The sequence below is a fragment of the Halanaerobium sehlinense genome, from assembly GCF_055379485.1.
On sequence record NZ_AP042442.1, the window covers coordinates 1580235 to 1596495 of the forward strand.

Consider the following 16261-nt stretch of genomic DNA (forward strand, 5'->3'; position numbering starts at 1 on the left):
TTTTGTTTATATTAACATGTTTTAATAAAAAAAGTCAAGTTTTTGCTCTTAGATTCACAATATTTTTCATATATATTTTAAAAGTTTATATTTTGAAAGCACTGTTATATTAGTTATAATTGTCTGATTATCGAAAACGCTTTCGCAAAATAAATTTTTAAAGCTTCCCCCAAAATTCTAAATAAATAAGAAAATTGGAGAAAGCTAAATAATCTAAAAGATACAATAATTAATCTGCTTTTTCAGTATGTCCACATTCTTTGTTAGTACATTTATAATGTTTACCTTTGGCTTTAGTGGTTTTTTCCACCATTAAACTACCGCATTCGGGACATGGCTTTTTAACAGGTTTATTCCAGCTCATAAAATTACAATCTGGATAATTACTGCAGCCATAAAAAGTTCTACCCTTTTTGGATGTTCTCTCAATAATTTCTCCATCCTCACATTCCGGGCAATCAACACCTGTTTTTATAAGATAAGGTTTGGTGTTTTTACATTCCGGATAACTCGAGCAGGCCAAAAATTTACCATAACGACCATATTTAACAACCATGGGACTACCGCATTTTTCACAAACTTCATCTGTTTCTTCAACAATTTGAACACTTTCCATATTTTCTCTTGCATTTTCCAAGCGATTAAAGAAAGGTTCATAGAAGTCTCTTAAGATTTTTTTCCAATTTTCATTTCCTTTTTCAATTTCGTCAAGTCTTTTTTCTAAATCAGCTGTGAATTCTATATCTGTGACATCAGGAAAATATTCGGTTAATAATTCAGTCACTGTTTCTCCAAGTTCTGTCGGTTTAAAATATCTCCCTTCCTTTTCTACATAATCTCTAGATTCAATTGTAGAAAGGGTTGGAGCATAAGTACTTGGACGACCTATTCCCTCTTCTTCCAGTGTTTTTACCAGTGTTGCCTCAGAATATCTGGGAGGTGGAGTGGTAAAATGCTGTTCAGGATTTGTTTTAACTAAAGAATATATATCACCTTCATTTAAAACTGGAAGATCAATGTCATCTTCTTTTTCTTTTCCAGTTAAAATTAAATGCCCCGGAAATAGGAGACGAGAACCACTAACTCTAAATTTATATTTATCTCCAGCTTTAAATTGAGCCGAAATACTTTCATAAAGAGCTGGACTCATCTGACTGGCAACAAATCTTTTCCAGATTAAATCATATAATTTAAACTGATCTTTTGAAAGATATTGTTTCATTTTTTCAGGTGTTCTCTGAGTATCAGTAGGCCTGATAGCCTCATGAGCATCCTGAGCATTAGAATTATTTTTAGATTTTTTCTTAGAACTTTTTAAGAACTTATCTCCAAATTTATTTAAAATATAATCTTTTGCACCATTTTTTGCTTCATTAGAAAGCCTTGTGCTATCAGTTCTAATATAAGAAATCAGACCAACTGTCCCTTCACTACCAACATCTATACCTTCATAAAGCTGCTGGGCTAAATACATAGTCTTTTTAGCTGTATAGTTAAGTTTATTAGAAGCACGCTGCTGAAGGGTTGAAGTTGTAAAAGGAGACTTCGGATTTCTTCTTCTTTTTCTTTTTTTAACCTTTATTATTTCAAACTCTTCATTTTTTATATCTTCTATTACCTGATCTGTTTCTTCTTTACTTTCTAGATTGAATTTTTTATTATCAATTCGATATAAATCTGCCTTAATTACTTCTCCGGCTTCATTTTTTAACTCAATTTCAAGACTCCAATATTCTTCTTCTTCAAAATTTCTTATTTCTTCTTCTCTCTCGCAAATTATCCTAACAGCTACAGACTGAACTCGGCCTGCACTCAAACCTTTGCGGACTTTTTTCCATAACAAAGGACTTAGGCGATAACCAACTATGCGGTCCAATAATCTACGAGCCTGTTGTGCATCTACTAAGTCTTTATTAATTGTACGCGGATTTTTTATTGCGTTTTTAATTGCTGTTTTAGTAATTTCATTAAATTCTATCCGATTATTTTCTGCATCTGATAATTTCAAGGCATAAGCTAGATGCCAGGAAATAGCTTCTCCCTCACGGTCCGGGTCAGTTGCAAGAAAAACTTCATCACTTTTTTTAGCAGCTTTTCTTAATTTATTTAATGTCTTACCCTTACCCCTAATTGTAATATAATTTGGTTCAAAATCATCTTCCAGGTCAATACCTAATTTACTTTTGGGTAAGTCTCTAACATGGCCCATCGAAGCTTCTACCTTATAATTTCTTCCTAAAAATTTCTTGATTGTCTTTGCTTTTGCAGGTGACTCTACAATCACCAGGTTCTTTTTTTTCTTTGCCATTAAATTTATACCTCCAGTAAACTCTTAGTTTACTCTCTGTTGTTTTAATAAACCACTGTTAAATTCATTAAATTCAGCCGAAATTGTCATTAATAATTCAGAATCATCTACGACATCATTAATTATTTCCCAGACAAGATCTGTTTCTAAATTATTAGCAGCAGCCAGCTGAAACATTCTAAAAATTATAATTTCCAACTCATCTGCACTCAAAACTCCCATTGCATTGAGCTTTAAAATTATAGTTTTCATTTCTTTAGTGAAATAAAAATTTTCTACTTTTGTAAATACGCGATTATAACCACTGTTCATTTCTCGATCTATATAATAGTCACTATCGCTAACAGAAATTACTTCACTAAATAGAATATCAAATGCTTCACTGATGTTTTCAATAGTATGTCCCTTGTCTTCAAGTTCTATTACTATATCCTCCTGCTCTTCCCATAAATCTACATCATTTAGCATCTTATGAATTAATATACTTAAAATCTCTATAACTTTTTTATTCATATTATTCTGGCATTTCTGCCTCTAGGCCTCCCTACTTTAAGAAAATCTTTAACTAGTATATTATTATATTGGTTTAAGTAGATTTTGTAAACCCTTAAACTGATATTTTTTTCCTTTTAATCTAATTATAATATTCATCAGCTCTAATTTTACCAGAATTCTATCCACTTTTTCTGTAGTCAAATTACTTAATTTGATTAAATCATCATAATAAATTTCTATCTCATGTTGAAAAAGTTTTAAAATTTTTATTTCATCATAATTTAAATCAGGATATACTTTATTGATCAGCTTTTTATTTTCTAAAAAGTTATTTTCATCTTCCTCTTGCTGCAGATATTGATTAAGATAATCGGTAATATCACTAACTTTTGTAAAAATAGCTGCTCCCTTTTTGATAAGCTTATTGCAGCCAACCGAATTAGGCCTATCAATATTTGCTGGTACAGCCATAATATCTTTTCCCTGCTCCAGAGCATAATCAACTGTAATTAAAGTTCCACTTTTATCTCCAGCTTCTACTACTAATATCAAATCTGCTAAAGCACTAATAATTCTATTTCTCCTGGGAAAATTCTGGGCTCTAGGTGGAATTTCTGGATTAAATTCTGTCAGCATCAAACCACTATCAGCAATTTTTTGAGACAAAATATTGTTCTGAGAGGGGTATATATAATCAAAGCCATTACCTAATACAGCAGTTGTTATTCCAGCTTCGACAGATAATGCACCTTTATGAGCAGTACCATCTATCCCGTTTGCTAAACCGCTAATTATATTTATTCCCATTTTTGCTAACTCTGCTGCAGTTCTAGCTGCTATTTTTCTACCATAAACAGTAGAATTTCTGGAACCTATGATGGCAACTCCAGGCAGCTGAAAATTTAAACTTCCTTTATAAAAAATAACTGGAGGCGGATCATAGATATTTCTTAACTTCTGCGGGTAATTTTCATTATAAAGAGTTAAATATTCAATATTTTTATTTTCCAGTTCAGCCTGAATTTTTTTTGGATTAAATTGACTTCTACATTTATTAAATTCTTGAATTTGGGAACTTTTTAGACCTAATTTTTTTAAATCCTGATCACCAAGCTGCCAAATATTTTTTAGATCTTTTAAGTTTATAATCAGATTCTCAATAGTTTTAGGACCAAAACCACTAATTTTATTTAAAAAAATAATTGTCAGAGAATTAATATCCATAATTTACCTCCTTGTTTTATCTATAGTATATATCCAAAAAATGTTAATAGCAAATTTAATTTAGAAATTAAAGGAAGATTAACTTTGTTCTTGAATAATATAATTAATCGAGATTCTATATTTATTTGGGATTTTTATTGAGAAGGAGTGATATTATTGCTCAAATCTACTAAATATAATACTATTTTATATTTTTTAAGCATACTTGCTTTTATTATGGGATTTATTATTGTTGTTCCTTTATTGCTGGCTTTTTTCTACCAGGAAGGAAATGATATTTATCAGGCCTTTTATTATACAATAATCATTTCTCTGATTACAGGTACCATTTTGAAATTACCGACTGATCCTGAAAACATCTACATTGATTTAACAACAGCTATGTTACTATGTGCTTTGGGTTGGATTATTGTTTCAATGTTAGGGGCTCTCCCCTTTATGATTGGAATTGAAAAGTCTTTTATTGATTCTTTTTTCGAAGCAGTAAGTGGCTTTACAACAACTGGAATCACAGTTTTTACCGGGCTTGATTCTATGCCTAAATCTATTATTTTTTGGAGAAGTTTAATGCAGCTTTTAGGTGGTTTAGGTATTTTGACTTTTTTTCTTTTAATTTCAACTCGAGCCAAAGGTGAAACCTGGCAGCTTTTTAGTGCAGAAAGTCATAAAATTAATGTTTCAAGACCGGTTCCAAATGTTTTTAAAACTGTAAAAATACTCTGGATGATTTATCTTGGGTTTATGCTTCTGCAGAGTTTAATTCTTATTGCGCTGGGTTTATCTGTTTTTGATGCCTTTACTCACAGCTTTACCACCTTATCTACCGGAGGATTTTCACATTATGATGCAAGTGTAGCTCATTTTGCAGATAGCGGTTACAGCAACTATATTTTAATTGAATATGTCATAACATTTTTTATGTTTTTAGGTGGAGTTAATTTTTTACTTCATTTTAGATTTTTTACTAAAGATTATGAAAGCATTAAGAAAAATAGTGAACTAAAAACTTTTTTAAGGTTGATATTATATTCCACCTTTTTTATAAGTTTTTTAATTATAGTTTTAAATACTGCTGGTAATTTTAATGCTGAAGAAATTTTTAGAAAAACCATTTTTCAAGTAACCTCTATTATTACAACTACCGGTTTTGGAACCCATAATATTAATTCCAGCTTTTTCCCAGCTGCAGCCCGTCAGATTTTTATAGTATTTATGCTGATTGGCGGGAGTGTTGGTTCTACTGCTGGTGGAATCAAAGTAATGCGTTTAAATATTTTAGGGGGGTTATTTAAAAGGGAAGTTAAAAAGATATATCTGCCAAACCATGCAGTTTTACCTGTAACATTAGATAAAAGTATTGTTGATAGTGATGAAATTAATAAATTAACAGGCTTATTTTCTTTCTGGCTTGTCTTAATTGTCATTGGAGGGATCATAACATCCGTTTTTTCTGATCTCAATGGCTGGCAGGCTTTCTCGGGAATGTTTTCTGCAATGGGGAATATAGGACCTTTCTTCTTTTCTGTTGAAAAAATGGCTTCTTTGTCACCCGTTATTAAATTGACATATATCATTGGAATGCTTGCAGGAAGGTTGGAAATCTTACCAATTATTATCTTATTTTCTAGAAAAGCCTGGAAGGACTAAACACTATTTAAATTATTAAAAAAAATATAAAAACTGGAGGTAAAATAAATGTATATAATTATAGCTGGTGGAGGTATTGCTGGTAGAAATTTAACTAAAAATTTAGTCCAAAAACATGATGTAATTGTAATCGAGAAAGAACAAAGTGTTGCTGAAAAAATATACAGCCGCTATGGAGCAGTAACTGTGTTGGGAAGTGCAACTAGAATTGATATTTTAAAAGAAGCCGGTATTGAAAAGTGTGACGTAGCAATTGCAGTTATGAGAGATGATGCGGATAATCTTTCTTTTTCACTGCTTGCGAAAAACTTTGGGGTGGAAAAAATTCTAGTTAGAATGAGAGAACCAGAATACGAGAATGCCTTTGAAATGGCTGGCGCCACTAATATTGCTGCAACAATGGAATTGATTGTTGACCGCTTTATTACTGATATCGAAGAACCTGACGTAAGAAAAGTTGCCTCTTTAGGTGATGGAAAGGCTGAAGTTTCTATTTTAACCATACCACCTGAATCACCAATTTCAGGTATGAAAATATCAGAAATAGTTAGTCAAAAAAACTTTCCCGAAAACTGTGTAATTGCCGGTATTTTTGATAAGGCCCAGGACCGTTACATAGTACCACGTGGAAATAGAGAAATATTTGCTGGAAATCAGGTTTTTTTAGTAGCCTCAAAAGATGATATGGAAAGAGCAGCTGACTTTTTACTAAATAAAAATGATTAAAGAAAAGCTGAGTGCATTAAACCGCACTCAGCTTTTGTTATTTCTTATATAAAAATTATTTTAGTATAATTCTATTTCTGCTGAAACTGCAACATTTATATTTACCTTCTGCTCAGCCAGTGGAACTTCTGAAAAATTAGCTGATTCAGCACTTCTTGTCATTGATCTCAAAACATCATTGCCGTAAATATTTTGCTGACCAAAACTAATTTTTTGAATCCTATAATTTTCTTTATCCAGATTTTCAGCCATAAAAGCTGATTTTTCTTTTAAAGAGTTCAAAGCCATGGCTGTGACTTCTTCTAAAGCCTCTTCATTGCTTTCCAAACGGTAATCTATGTTTACTACTCTATTTGCTCCAGCGTTTAATAATTCGCCTAATAATACAGGCAGTTCACCTAAATTTTCAGTGCTAAACTTAATCCGATTGCTGACTCGATAGAAAGTTACTCTTTCTTCTTCATCTTCTCCGTTTAGTGATACATAATTAGTATAGGGATAAACTCTAAAACCCTGTGTTTCAACATTTTCTAATTCTTCTGCTTCTAAAATTGACATTAATTCACTTACAATTCTATTATTTTCTTCAACTGCTGCTGACTGTTCTCTGCTTTCATTTTCAAAACCAAGCACAACATCAGCTATCTCTGGATCATATTCACGCTGCTGAGTAATACTTAGATTAGTAGTGATATAGTCTTCTTCAACTGTTTCAACAGTTTCTTCTTTTTCTGCTGTTTGTACTGCTGGAGTATTAAAATATAGACCATTTACAACTAAAACTGATAATAAAATTAAAGCGATAAAAACTAAAAACATCCCTAGATTTTTACTCATAAAAATCCCTCCATTTAACTTTCATTAAAATAATTGTATTTTTATCTTTCTCTACTTATATTATTCTAATTAAATTATAAAATTCCTTTATTAATTTTTAATGAGATTTATAATTTTGATTTATTCACTAATTTTCTTCCCGTAGAGCAAATGAAATGTTCTGGTAGCTTTTATTTTTTAATTTTTCAATTAGAAATACTACTGCTTCAAAATTACTTTCTTTATCAGCATAAATTTTTATTTTATTATCTTTTTCAATTTTAATATCTGCAAGCAAAGATTCTATTTCCTGACGGCTGTACTCTTTTTGATTGTAATATATTTTATTATTTTGATCCAAAAATATATTAACCATCTCCACATTTTGTGTTCTACCAATACCGCTGTCCGGTACCGTAATGTTGTATAAAGCTTCCTCTCCCTGCAGTGTTGAAGAAACTAAAAAGAAGATTAATAATAAAAATACTATATCAATCATTGGGGCCAGATTTAAAGTTGAGCTCCTTTTTTTAGGCTGATAACTCATTTTTTTTCAACCCCTTTTTCGTTGTTTCCTTTATTTCTTTTTTAAAAAGCATACTCTCACTTTCTAAACGCAAATTATTCATTTGATTATGCAGTTTTTCTATTTTTGCATAAAAATAATGGTAAAATGCTGCGGCAGGTAGTGAAATTATCAGACCAGCAGCAGTTGTAAATAAGGCTTCAGAAATACCTAAGGCCATCTGTTCCGGATTTCCACCCAGACCTAAGACCTGAAATGTCTTGATCATACCACTAACAGTTCCTAAAAGCCCAAGAGTTGGTGCCACCTGGGCAATAAAATTTAAGAATCCTAAGTGTTTTTCAAGTTCTGGCAGCTGATCAACCTCTTCTGCATCAAGATAAAGTTTAAATTCTTCTCTGGTTTTTGGTTTTCTCTTTAAAGTATTACAATAAATATCTGCTGCTATTCCCTTTGTTTTATTTAATATATTACTCTGGCTATCTGAATTAAAATTTGAAATAGCCTCTAAATATTCATCTTTATTAATTGTTCTATATTTTAAAATAAAAACTATAGTCCGTTCGATTATTATAAATAACATTAAAAATGCTGCTAAAAGTAGTGGATATGATACAACACCTGCAGTTTCTATAAATTCTGTAATCATCTATATTACCTCCTTTTAATGTAACTCAAATTTAATTGGCAGATTTACTATTACCTCTATTTTTTCTCCATCTTTTTCAGCAGCTTTAAACTCCCAAATTCTTACCGCCTTCAGAGCCGCCTGGTCAAACGATTCGTAACCTGAGCTTTCATTAATCTTCAAATCATGTGTTTTTCCTTCTTTATCAATTCTTAATGAAATAATAACCTTACCTTCGATATTTCTCCGCCTTAAATTAGAAGGATATTCTGGCTGGCTGTATTTGCTAACTCCTGGTTTTTTAATTGAATCTGAACTACCTTTTCTTAGATCATAAACTTTATTTTCCTGGTCAGCTTTATTTTTTGCTGCAGCAGAATTATCAGCACTAACATTTGAGGTTATCTCATTATTTTTATTTTTAGTATCATTATTTATTTCTTCAGCATTGCTGACCTGCTTTGATTGAAGATCTGCAGCTTCGTTTTCTTGATTCGACTCTTTTGTCTCAGTTAGATTTGATTCTTTATCTGCTTCAGCTTCTAAATTAGCTATATAACTATCTAAATCAAATTCATCTTTTTTATTTTGCTCTTCCTGTTCTACAGATTCTTCTTTTTTGGAGTTATTTGCTGAATTCTGTATCCAGGCTGGTGGTTCAGCCACCTTTTCTTTCTCCTTATTTTGCTCTTTATCTTCAGCAGATTCTTTTTGTTTAACTGGTTGTTTCACTGCTTCTTTTCTATGTTTTTCTTTTGGTTCTTTTTTGATTTCTATTTTTTCTTTTTTTTCTAACTCAATTTTTTTATCATTTTGGTCATTTACATCATTCTTTTCCTGCTGCTTAACTTTTATATTTTTTACTTGTGATTCTTCCAGTTTATTTTCTGTCTGTATAACTTCTTTTTTAGCTGGTTCTTTTTCTTCTACTATCTTATTTTCAACAAGATCTTTCTTTTCTTCTGTAATTTCAACCTTTTTTTCAGCTAAACTATTTTTATCTACTTCCGCTTCATTTTTTGATTCTGGACAGCTGTTTCTTTTGTTTGAGACTTCAATTCATTCCTGGCATCTGACTGGCTTTCTCTCCCAGCAGGCTTTTTAGAAGCAGATAATAATAGTTCTATTTCAACTTCTTCTTTTTCCTGAATTTTTATATCTTCTGCCAGAAGCCTTAAAGAACCAGCTTCCAGCAGCAAGATAAGGGATAATGATAAGAGGAAGGCTGTTAGATATATTATTTTGTTATTCTTCATTATCATCATCCTTTCTATAAGTTAATTTGTAGGTTTAGCTAGAATTTGGTGCTGATACTTAGCATATAATTTCTTCCTGGCATAGGATAACCATCTACTACCTCATAATCTTTATCGAAGAGATTGTTGATAGAAGCTTTTAACTCAGTGGCATCATTAACATTTTTTATAATTTTTAAATCTGAAATAAAGTATGAATCCATATCCTCCCCAGAAGATCCATCTGTTCTTTCACCAGTAAATCTATTATTAAGAATATATTTTGTATCCTTCATTGTATATTTCATATTTAAACCAAATTTATGATATGGCATATCACCAATTTGTTTATCAGTTTGTTCATTATTAGCATCTAAATAAGTGTAATTAAAGTCTAAATCAAAATTGTTATTAACTTTCCTATTTGTATTTAACTCTATCCCTTTAATTGTAGCAGAATTGATATTTTCAGGAATAATATTAAATTTGATCAAATCATCAATGTTTCTTTTGAAAAACGTTATTTCTCTTTGACATATATTATCCATATACTTAAATCCAAAATCATAGGATACAGATTTTTCAGGATCTAAATCAGGATTATTTGCTCCAGGATAATATAAATCAAGATAAGATGGAGCTCTAAATGATTCTGCTGCATTTGCATTAAAACTCCAATTATTATCAATTTTATACACCATACCTAAACGTGGACTAATTTTAGAACCATATTGTTCATGATCATCATAACGAGCCCCTAAATTGAAGATGGTCTTTTCATTATGCATGTATTTATCTTGAATAAATATTGCTTTATTTAAATTATCCTCATTATAATTATCAGTTTCTACTCCATTTTCAATAAAATCCAGTCCATAACTTAAAGTATGTTTATTAAAATAATTAGTTTGCATAAATGAAAAACCTTTTTTATTAATATCAGTTGTCGTATCCCTTGTTAAATCTTTTAATTCTCTATCATTATTATAAACTGATATTTTACGATCCTTATTTTCTAAATTCTGCTTAAAGTTTAAATTAATATTCTGATCACTATCTTCACTTGAGCCATTTGGAGCTGGTCCATATGGAGATAACGAAGCTAAATATTGATCACTCAAATAATCTTCATCCTGGCCAGGATAATCAGTTTCACTTTCATTATTTTTAAAAGATAAGATTAAATCACTATAGTTACTTATCTGATAATTATATTTTAGAAAAAGATCTTCTCTTTCAATAGAACTTTTTTCGCGATGACCATCAGAAGACAATTTATCATATACTAAAATCAAACTATGATTATTATTTGAAAAGCTATGTGATAAATTATATTTTTGGGTATCAAAAGAACCAGATTCTAACTTAAGATTCGTTCTTTTAATATCTTTTGCTTCTTTAGTTATTATGTTAATTACTCCCCCCATAGCATTTGCTCCATAGACAGCTGATGCAGGAGATTTTAACACTTCAATTTTTTCAATAAATTCAACAGGTATTGATTCAAAACTAAGACTACCATCATTTGGATTGTTATATGGTTGACCATCTAGTAATATTAAAATTTGATCTCCTCTCATTCCTCGAATAATTATATCTTTACTATTGGTTACACCGCCATAATCTTTAATATGTACTCCTCCAGAACTACTCAATAACTCTGATAAATTTCTTGCACCACTCTCTTCAATCTCCTCCTGATCAATAACCTCAATACTGACCGGGGTTTCCATAATACTTTCCTCATAACGACTTGCTGTCACAACAACTTCTTCTAAATCCATAACTTCTTCCTGCGCACTTACCGGCACTGCTAAAATTAAAAGTGCTGTAAGCATGACTAAAACTTTTTTCTTTAACATTAACTATTCCTCCTTGTTTTTGTCTGCTCACAGCCACCCTAGACAAAATAGGCTATAAAATAGAAAAAGACACCCAGGTAAATTGAGGGTGTCTATAAATACTTAAATAGCCCACAACCATTCCTGTCTCGAAGATGGCTGTTATCCTTTTAGGCAGGTCTCCTGACTTTACAGCTCTACTGATTAACCTTCCCCATTATTATTAAATGAGTGATTTAACCAGCCTACTGATATACAGTGGCGGACCCGTTCAGGAATTTCACCTGATTCCCTATTATCTTCCATTTAAAGAAGCACCTAAAAAGAGAACATTATTTTCTTTTCTACTACTTTTATTCTAGTAATTTTTAAAAAGTCCTTTAAATTAGGACTAATTATTTTAAAAATTTTTGAAATCAGATCAAATATATAAATTTGTGAAAAAAATTATAAAAAAATAAAGGAGTTTCTAATTATTTACATAATTATATATTATATCTAAAAAAGGAGGTTTTTTAATGGCGTTACATAATAAAATTGGTGTTTTAGGTGAGGAGATTGCAGTTAGGTATTTAAAAAAAGAAGGTTATTATATTGTTGAAAGAAACTACAGAAATAAATTTGGGGAAATTGACATCATTGCTGCTAAAAATAATTATACAGTTTTTGTTGAGGTTAAAAGCAGAAGTTCAGAAAATTATATTGATCTGGCCCAATCACTCTATCATAAACAGCTGCACAAAATACGCAGAGCTGCAATTTTTTATTTCTCAGAAAAAAATATTCATTTAAGTTCAATCCGCTTTGATTTAATTGCCCTAAAAATTGATCCAACTGCTAAAAAAATTGACAAATTGAAACATTTTATTAATATTATTGATTAATTTTAGTAATCCACTGGCCTGCGAAAGGAGAAAATTATGTATTCATACCTCTATTCAGCTGTTATTCACGGAGTTAAAGCGGAAATTGTTAGAGTTGAAATAGATATTTCTAGAGGCTTACCCGGTTTCAATATAGTTGGTTTAGCGGGTAAAACTGTAAGAGAGTCTGCCAAAAGGGTGCGCTCTGCAATTATAAATTCTGGTTTTGAGTGGCCTGTTAAAAAGATTACTGTTAATTTAGCTCCGGGAAATATCAATAAATATGGTTCTCATTTTGACCTGGCAATAGCTGCAGTTTTACTAGAATCATCAGGTCAAATTAAAATTAAAGATAAAAACAAAAAGTTATTTGCAGGTGAATTAAGTCTGAATGGTAATATAAATCATGTCAAAGGTGTCTTATCTATGCTGCTGGCTGCACAAGAAAATAATTTTAAACAAGCTGTACTGCCAGCTAATAATCATAAAGAATCAATTCTGGTCAAGAATCTAAGTTCCTACTTGATCAAACATTTAAGTGATATTAATTACCTGGAAGATAACCAAGAAAACATTTTAACTACGCCAAAAGTAAAAATGAACTCAGTTATAGATTATACTGATCTTTCTGAAATAAGGGGTCAAAAAAACGCTAAAAAAGCTATTATCACTGCAGCAGCTGGAGGTCATAATTTACTTTTAATTGGCCCACCGGGCTGTGGTAAAACAGTTTTAGCAGAATCAATTGTAAAGTTATTAGCACCTTTAAATAAAAAAGAATTACTAGAAACCGCCTCAATTTACAGCATCAACAATAATTTAGACGAGTTGAGCTTGACCAAAAAACGACGCCCATTTGTAGCACCACATCACTCTATAACAGCTGCTGCTTTAATTGGTGGTGGTCATATACCTGTTCCAGGAGAAATATCTTTAGCTCACAATGGTGTCCTCTTTTTAGATGAACTGCCCGAATTCAAAAGCAGTGTGCTGGCTAATTTAAGAGAACCTCTAGAAAAAAAGAGAATAAAAATTGTCAGACAGCAGGGAAGCTATTACTTTCCAGCTAATTTTCAATTTATTGCAGCTATGAATCCCTGTCCCTGTGGTTTTTCTGGAGTTAAAAATCGAAAATGCAAATGTTCAGAAAGAGATATTGTTCGATACCAACAAAAATTATCAGGCCCATTAAAAGATAGAATTGATTTACAGATTGAAGTTCTACCACTAGAGAAAGATGAAATATTAACTGCTTCTCCTTCAGCCCAAGATAAAAATTATATTGATCAAATAGAAATAGCCCGCAAAATGCAGGCTGAAAGGTATCAAAATACTGATTTGAAAAATAACTCTGAACTTCTTTTAAAAGACATAGAAAAATACTGCCAGCTTGATCAAAGAAGCCAAAAAATATTAGACCAGGCTTATCAAAGGCTTAAATTAAGCGTCAGAGGTTATATCAGATTGATGAGGGTTGCCAGAACAATTGCTGACTTAAATAATCATCAAAAGATTAAAGATTCAGATTTAATTGAGGCAGTTGATTTTCGCTGGTATGCTGAAAAATCAGAAATGCTTCTTTAAATATTTAACCAGTGGAACTCCCAGAATTAAGACAACAGCAGCTTCACTTAGACCGATTTGAATTACATTTAACCAGTATGGAAGCTCAAACAAAAGATGGAGGTAAATACTGATTAAAAAGGCATTAAATAAAATCGGGCTTAAATAAGCAAAGATATTGTCTCTATTTTTATAAGTAACATAGGCAGCTAAAAGGGTAACTAAACTACCTCCTACTATATCAACCATACCAAGACCACCAATAACATTAGCTAACATTACACCTAAAAATAAAGCTGGTACAGCTTCAGGAAAAATTATTGGTAAAACTGTCAAAGCTTCTGCTGCTCTAAACTGAATTGGTCCAAAACTAACTGGTGCCAAAAAATAAGTTATAACAACATATAAGGCTGTTATTGCAGCTCCTCTGGCTATTTTTTTTGTATCCATTTTCTTATCTCCTTTCCAAGAGCTTATTTAGATTTTAAATGAATTATTTAAAGATAATATTTTTATTAAATTTACTTATTTAATTCTTTTTTAATTATTTTAATTTTCAAGTGCTTTATCAGGTACCCTACCAAAAGACTTCCGATGAATTGGTGATGAACCATATTTTTCTAGTGCAGCTATATGTTCAGCTGTACCATAGCCTTTATTCGACTTAAAATTATATTGAGGGTATTTTTCTGCGTACTTAAAAATAATATTATCCCTGCTGACTTTTGCAATTATTGAAGCTGCAGCAATTGCATTAATGTCTGCATCACCATCAATTATTGCCCGCTGTTCCATCGATATATTAGGAATCAGGTCATTTCCATCAACTAATAAAATATCTGGATGTTCTTCTAATTTGGGCAGCAAATTTTTCACTGCTCTCTTCATAGCCACAAAAGTGGCTTCTCTGATATTATATTTATCAATTTCACTGCTGCTTGCCATACCAACTCCAACGTGTGCCTTAGAATAAATTTCATCGTATAATTCTTCCCTTTTTTGGCGGGAAAGTTTTTTTGAATCATCAAGACCATATATTTTTTGCTCTGGGTCTAAAACAACAGCTCCAGCAACTACCGGACCAGCAAGCGGACCTCTGCCTGCCTCATCTATGCCAACAATAAGCTGATAACCCTGAGCAGAAAGTCCTGACTCAATTTCATTCATCTGCTCCCATTTAGTAATGATTGCTTCTTTTTTGGCAATCTTTCGCTCCAATTGAGCTGCAATTTTTTGAACACCTTTGCGAGAATCAGTCTTTAAGATTCCAATTATTTCGGGAAGCTGTTGATTAACCTCTAAATCAGAAGTTAATTTTTTAACATCTTTAATTGTCAGTTCACCTATCTTAGCTTCAGTAAAATCTTTTAAAGTATCCTGCTCTTTTAAACTATTTTTTTCATAATTTTGATCATTCTTCATCATTAGTTTCCACCTTTAGAGAAGCTGCTTCTTCTGGTTTTTCAAGAGTGATTCTGCCCAGTTTACCGTCTCTAAAATCATTGATGACTATTCCGGCAGCACGATTACGGTCAACCTTACCTCCGGTCATTAAACAGCCTCTTTTACGCGCTATATCAGCAAGTATATCGTAAGCCTGTGTTTCTAAATAATCGAGCCCATAGGCATCTAATAGAAGCTCTTCATTAATTTTAACTATGAATTCAATTAATTTATAAGCAGCTAATTCAAAATCAAAAATATCATTATCAACTGCTCCAGTTAAAGCAAGCTTATAAGCTTTATCTTCATCAGAAAATTTAGGCCATAAAATTCCAGGTGTATCGAGCAGCCTTACTTTTTTACTGACGTTAACCCACTGCCTACCTCTTGTTACTCCCGGTTTATTACCAATAGTGGTAATTTTTGAGCCAGCTAGAAGGTTGATTAAAGCTGATTTACCTACATTCGGAATTCCAATTATCATTGCTCTTAAGCGGCGGGGTTTTCTACCTTTTTTAGAAAGTTTAGCAGCAATTTGATCATGGGTATTATTTAAAATACTTTTTAATTCGCTGACACCTTCTCCAGTTAGAGAATTAAGTAATACTGCCTCCTCATCTGCTTTATTGTCAAAGTAATTTATCCACTGATGGTTATATTCAGCATCAGCTAAATCCTTTTTATTTAAAACAGTTATTTTTGTCTGTTCATTAATTAATTTTCTTAAATCTGGATTTTGACTGCTGATTGGAATTCTAGCATCTGCAACTTCGATTACTATATCAACTAGTTTCAAATCTTCCTTTAATATTCTTTTTGCTTTGGCCATATGGCCCGGATACCACTGTATCATAATTAAAACTCCTTAAAAATTATAAAATTTATTAAAAATTTAGATTTAGATATTGAAAAAAGGTGGAGAAGTTCCCCACCTTAGTCTCAAATA

The 16261-nt window shown here is 31.4% G+C and carries 16 protein-coding genes and 1 riboswitch; of the genes, 4 read left to right on the forward strand and 12 right to left on the reverse strand.

Annotated elements, in window-relative coordinates; all coding sequences use genetic code 11:
• Positions 1 to 229: 229 nt before the first annotated feature.
• The 3 genes from topA to dprA form a co-directional block, all read right to left on the reverse strand.
• Entirely contained in the window at positions 230 to 2308 is a 2079-nt protein-coding gene (gene topA, locus ACZ446_RS07575; RefSeq protein WP_464391979.1) for a type I DNA topoisomerase, read from the reverse strand.
• A gap of 24 nt (positions 2309 to 2332) precedes the next feature.
• The gene (locus ACZ446_RS07580; protein ID WP_464391980.1) at positions 2333 to 2821 is read right to left on the reverse strand and encodes a DUF494 family protein; all 489 of its coding nucleotides are present in this window, start codon (positions 2819 to 2821) and stop codon (positions 2333 to 2335) included.
• A 63-nt stretch (positions 2822 to 2884) separates the two neighbouring features.
• Positions 2885 to 4027 (reverse strand): DNA-processing protein DprA, encoded by a 1143-nt coding sequence (dprA, locus tag ACZ446_RS07585; RefSeq protein ID WP_464391981.1) that lies wholly within the window; start codon positions 4025 to 4027, stop codon positions 2885 to 2887.
• A gap of 147 nt (positions 4028 to 4174) precedes the next feature.
• Here dprA and ACZ446_RS07590 point away from each other — a divergent pair, with 147 nt between their 5' ends.
• Together ACZ446_RS07590 and ACZ446_RS07595 are read left to right on the forward strand one after the other, a co-directional pair.
• Positions 4175 to 5674 (forward strand): TrkH family potassium uptake protein, encoded by a 1500-nt coding sequence (locus ACZ446_RS07590; RefSeq protein WP_464391982.1) that lies wholly within the window; start codon positions 4175 to 4177, stop codon positions 5672 to 5674.
• 48 nt (positions 5675 to 5722) lie between these two features.
• Positions 5723 to 6400 (forward strand): potassium channel family protein, encoded by a 678-nt coding sequence (locus ACZ446_RS07595; protein ID WP_464391983.1) that lies wholly within the window; start codon positions 5723 to 5725, stop codon positions 6398 to 6400.
• A 60-nt stretch (positions 6401 to 6460) separates the two neighbouring features.
• Here ACZ446_RS07595 and ACZ446_RS07600 read toward each other — a convergent pair whose 3' ends face one another.
• The 6 genes from ACZ446_RS07600 to ACZ446_RS07625 all read right to left on the reverse strand — a co-directional run bounded on the left by ACZ446_RS07600 (position 6461) and on the right by ACZ446_RS07625 (position 11467).
• Positions 6461 to 7237, reverse strand: coding sequence for an SIMPL domain-containing protein (locus ACZ446_RS07600; protein ID WP_464391984.1), 777 nt, complete (start codon positions 7235 to 7237; stop codon positions 6461 to 6463).
• A gap of 127 nt (positions 7238 to 7364) precedes the next feature.
• Positions 7365 to 7763, reverse strand: coding sequence for an ExbD/TolR family protein (locus ACZ446_RS07605; RefSeq protein ID WP_464391985.1), 399 nt, complete (start codon positions 7761 to 7763; stop codon positions 7365 to 7367).
• Positions 7747 to 8391, reverse strand: a complete 645-nt coding sequence (locus tag ACZ446_RS07610; protein ID WP_464391986.1) for a MotA/TolQ/ExbB proton channel family protein — start codon at positions 8389 to 8391, stop codon at positions 7747 to 7749. Before ACZ446_RS07610 ends, ACZ446_RS07605 begins: the two co-directional genes overlap by 17 nt.
• A gap of 15 nt (positions 8392 to 8406) precedes the next feature.
• The gene (locus ACZ446_RS07615; RefSeq protein WP_464391987.1) at positions 8407 to 9102 is read right to left on the reverse strand and encodes an energy transducer TonB; all 696 of its coding nucleotides are present in this window, start codon (positions 9100 to 9102) and stop codon (positions 8407 to 8409) included.
• Between the two features lie 269 nt (positions 9103 to 9371).
• Complete coding sequence (locus ACZ446_RS07620) at positions 9372 to 9626, reverse strand: hypothetical protein (protein ID WP_464391988.1); 255 nt, start codon at positions 9624 to 9626, stop codon at positions 9372 to 9374.
• 38 nt (positions 9627 to 9664) lie between these two features.
• Positions 9665 to 11467: a TonB-dependent receptor plug domain-containing protein gene (locus tag ACZ446_RS07625; RefSeq protein ID WP_464391989.1), complete on the reverse strand. Its 1803-nt coding sequence runs from the start codon at positions 11465 to 11467 to the stop codon at positions 9665 to 9667.
• Between the two features lie 135 nt (positions 11468 to 11602).
• A riboswitch (cobalamin riboswitch) is annotated at positions 11603 to 11783 on the reverse strand.
• 181 nt (positions 11784 to 11964) lie between these two features.
• On the opposite strand from ACZ446_RS07625, the gene ACZ446_RS07630 reads away from it, so the two are divergent.
• On the forward strand, positions 11965 to 12330 hold the full coding sequence (locus tag ACZ446_RS07630) for a YraN family protein (protein WP_464391990.1): 366 nt from the start codon (positions 11965 to 11967) through the stop codon (positions 12328 to 12330).
• A 36-nt stretch (positions 12331 to 12366) separates the two neighbouring features.
• Positions 12367 to 13893: a YifB family Mg chelatase-like AAA ATPase gene (locus tag ACZ446_RS07635; RefSeq protein WP_464391991.1), complete on the forward strand. Its 1527-nt coding sequence runs from the start codon at positions 12367 to 12369 to the stop codon at positions 13891 to 13893.
• On the opposite strand, the gene ACZ446_RS07640 is transcribed toward ACZ446_RS07635, so the two are convergent.
• The 3 genes from ACZ446_RS07640 to ylqF all read right to left on the reverse strand — a co-directional run bounded on the left by ACZ446_RS07640 (position 13876) and on the right by ylqF (position 16168).
• A complete protein-coding gene (locus ACZ446_RS07640) occupies positions 13876 to 14322 on the reverse strand; it encodes a QueT transporter family protein (RefSeq protein ID WP_464391992.1) in 447 nt (148 codons plus the stop codon). The two genes, ACZ446_RS07635 and ACZ446_RS07640, sit on opposite strands and share 18 nt — an antisense overlap.
• 99 nt (positions 14323 to 14421) lie before the next feature.
• Entirely contained in the window at positions 14422 to 15297 is an 876-nt protein-coding gene (locus ACZ446_RS07645; protein WP_464391993.1) for a ribonuclease HII, read from the reverse strand.
• A complete protein-coding gene (ylqF, locus tag ACZ446_RS07650; RefSeq protein ID WP_464391994.1) occupies positions 15284 to 16168 on the reverse strand; it encodes a ribosome biogenesis GTPase YlqF in 885 nt (294 codons plus the stop codon). Before ylqF ends, ACZ446_RS07645 begins: the two co-directional genes overlap by 14 nt.
• Positions 16169 to 16261: the final 93 nt, after the last annotated feature.

Bases quoted from the DNA above. Each gene is read 5' to 3' on its own strand.
- ACZ446_RS07610 (WP_464391986.1), bottom strand. From the start codon at position 8,391: ATGATTACAGAATTTATAGAAACTGCAGGTGTTGTATCATATCCACTA.
- ACZ446_RS07625 (WP_464391989.1), bottom strand. From the start codon at position 11,467: ATGTTAAAGAAAAAAGTTTTAGTCATGCTTACAGCACTTTTAATTTTA.
- ACZ446_RS07645 (WP_464391993.1), bottom strand. From the start codon at position 15,297: ATGATGAAGAATGATCAAAATTATGAAAAAAATAGTTTAAAAGAGCAG.
- ylqF (WP_464391994.1), bottom strand. From the start codon at position 16,168: ATGATACAGTGGTATCCGGGCCATATGGCCAAAGCAAAAAGAATATTA.
- ACZ446_RS07620 (WP_464391988.1), bottom strand. From the start codon at position 9,626: ATGAAGAATAACAAAATAATATATCTAACAGCCTTCCTCTTATCATTA.
- ACZ446_RS07630 (WP_464391990.1), top strand. From the start codon at position 11,965: ATGGCGTTACATAATAAAATTGGTGTTTTAGGTGAGGAGATTGCAGTT.
- ACZ446_RS07635 (WP_464391991.1), top strand. From the start codon at position 12,367: ATGTATTCATACCTCTATTCAGCTGTTATTCACGGAGTTAAAGCGGAA.
- topA (WP_464391979.1), bottom strand. From the start codon at position 2,308: ATGGCAAAGAAAAAAAAGAACCTGGTGATTGTAGAGTCACCTGCAAAA.
- ACZ446_RS07580 (WP_464391980.1), bottom strand. From the start codon at position 2,821: ATGAATAAAAAAGTTATAGAGATTTTAAGTATATTAATTCATAAGATG.
- dprA (WP_464391981.1), bottom strand. From the start codon at position 4,027: ATGGATATTAATTCTCTGACAATTATTTTTTTAAATAAAATTAGTGGT.
- ACZ446_RS07640 (WP_464391992.1), bottom strand. From the start codon at position 14,322: ATGGATACAAAAAAAATAGCCAGAGGAGCTGCAATAACAGCCTTATAT.
- ACZ446_RS07605 (WP_464391985.1), bottom strand. From the start codon at position 7,763: ATGAGTTATCAGCCTAAAAAAAGGAGCTCAACTTTAAATCTGGCCCCA.
- ACZ446_RS07595 (WP_464391983.1), top strand. From the start codon at position 5,723: ATGTATATAATTATAGCTGGTGGAGGTATTGCTGGTAGAAATTTAACT.
- ACZ446_RS07600 (WP_464391984.1), bottom strand. From the start codon at position 7,237: ATGAGTAAAAATCTAGGGATGTTTTTAGTTTTTATCGCTTTAATTTTA.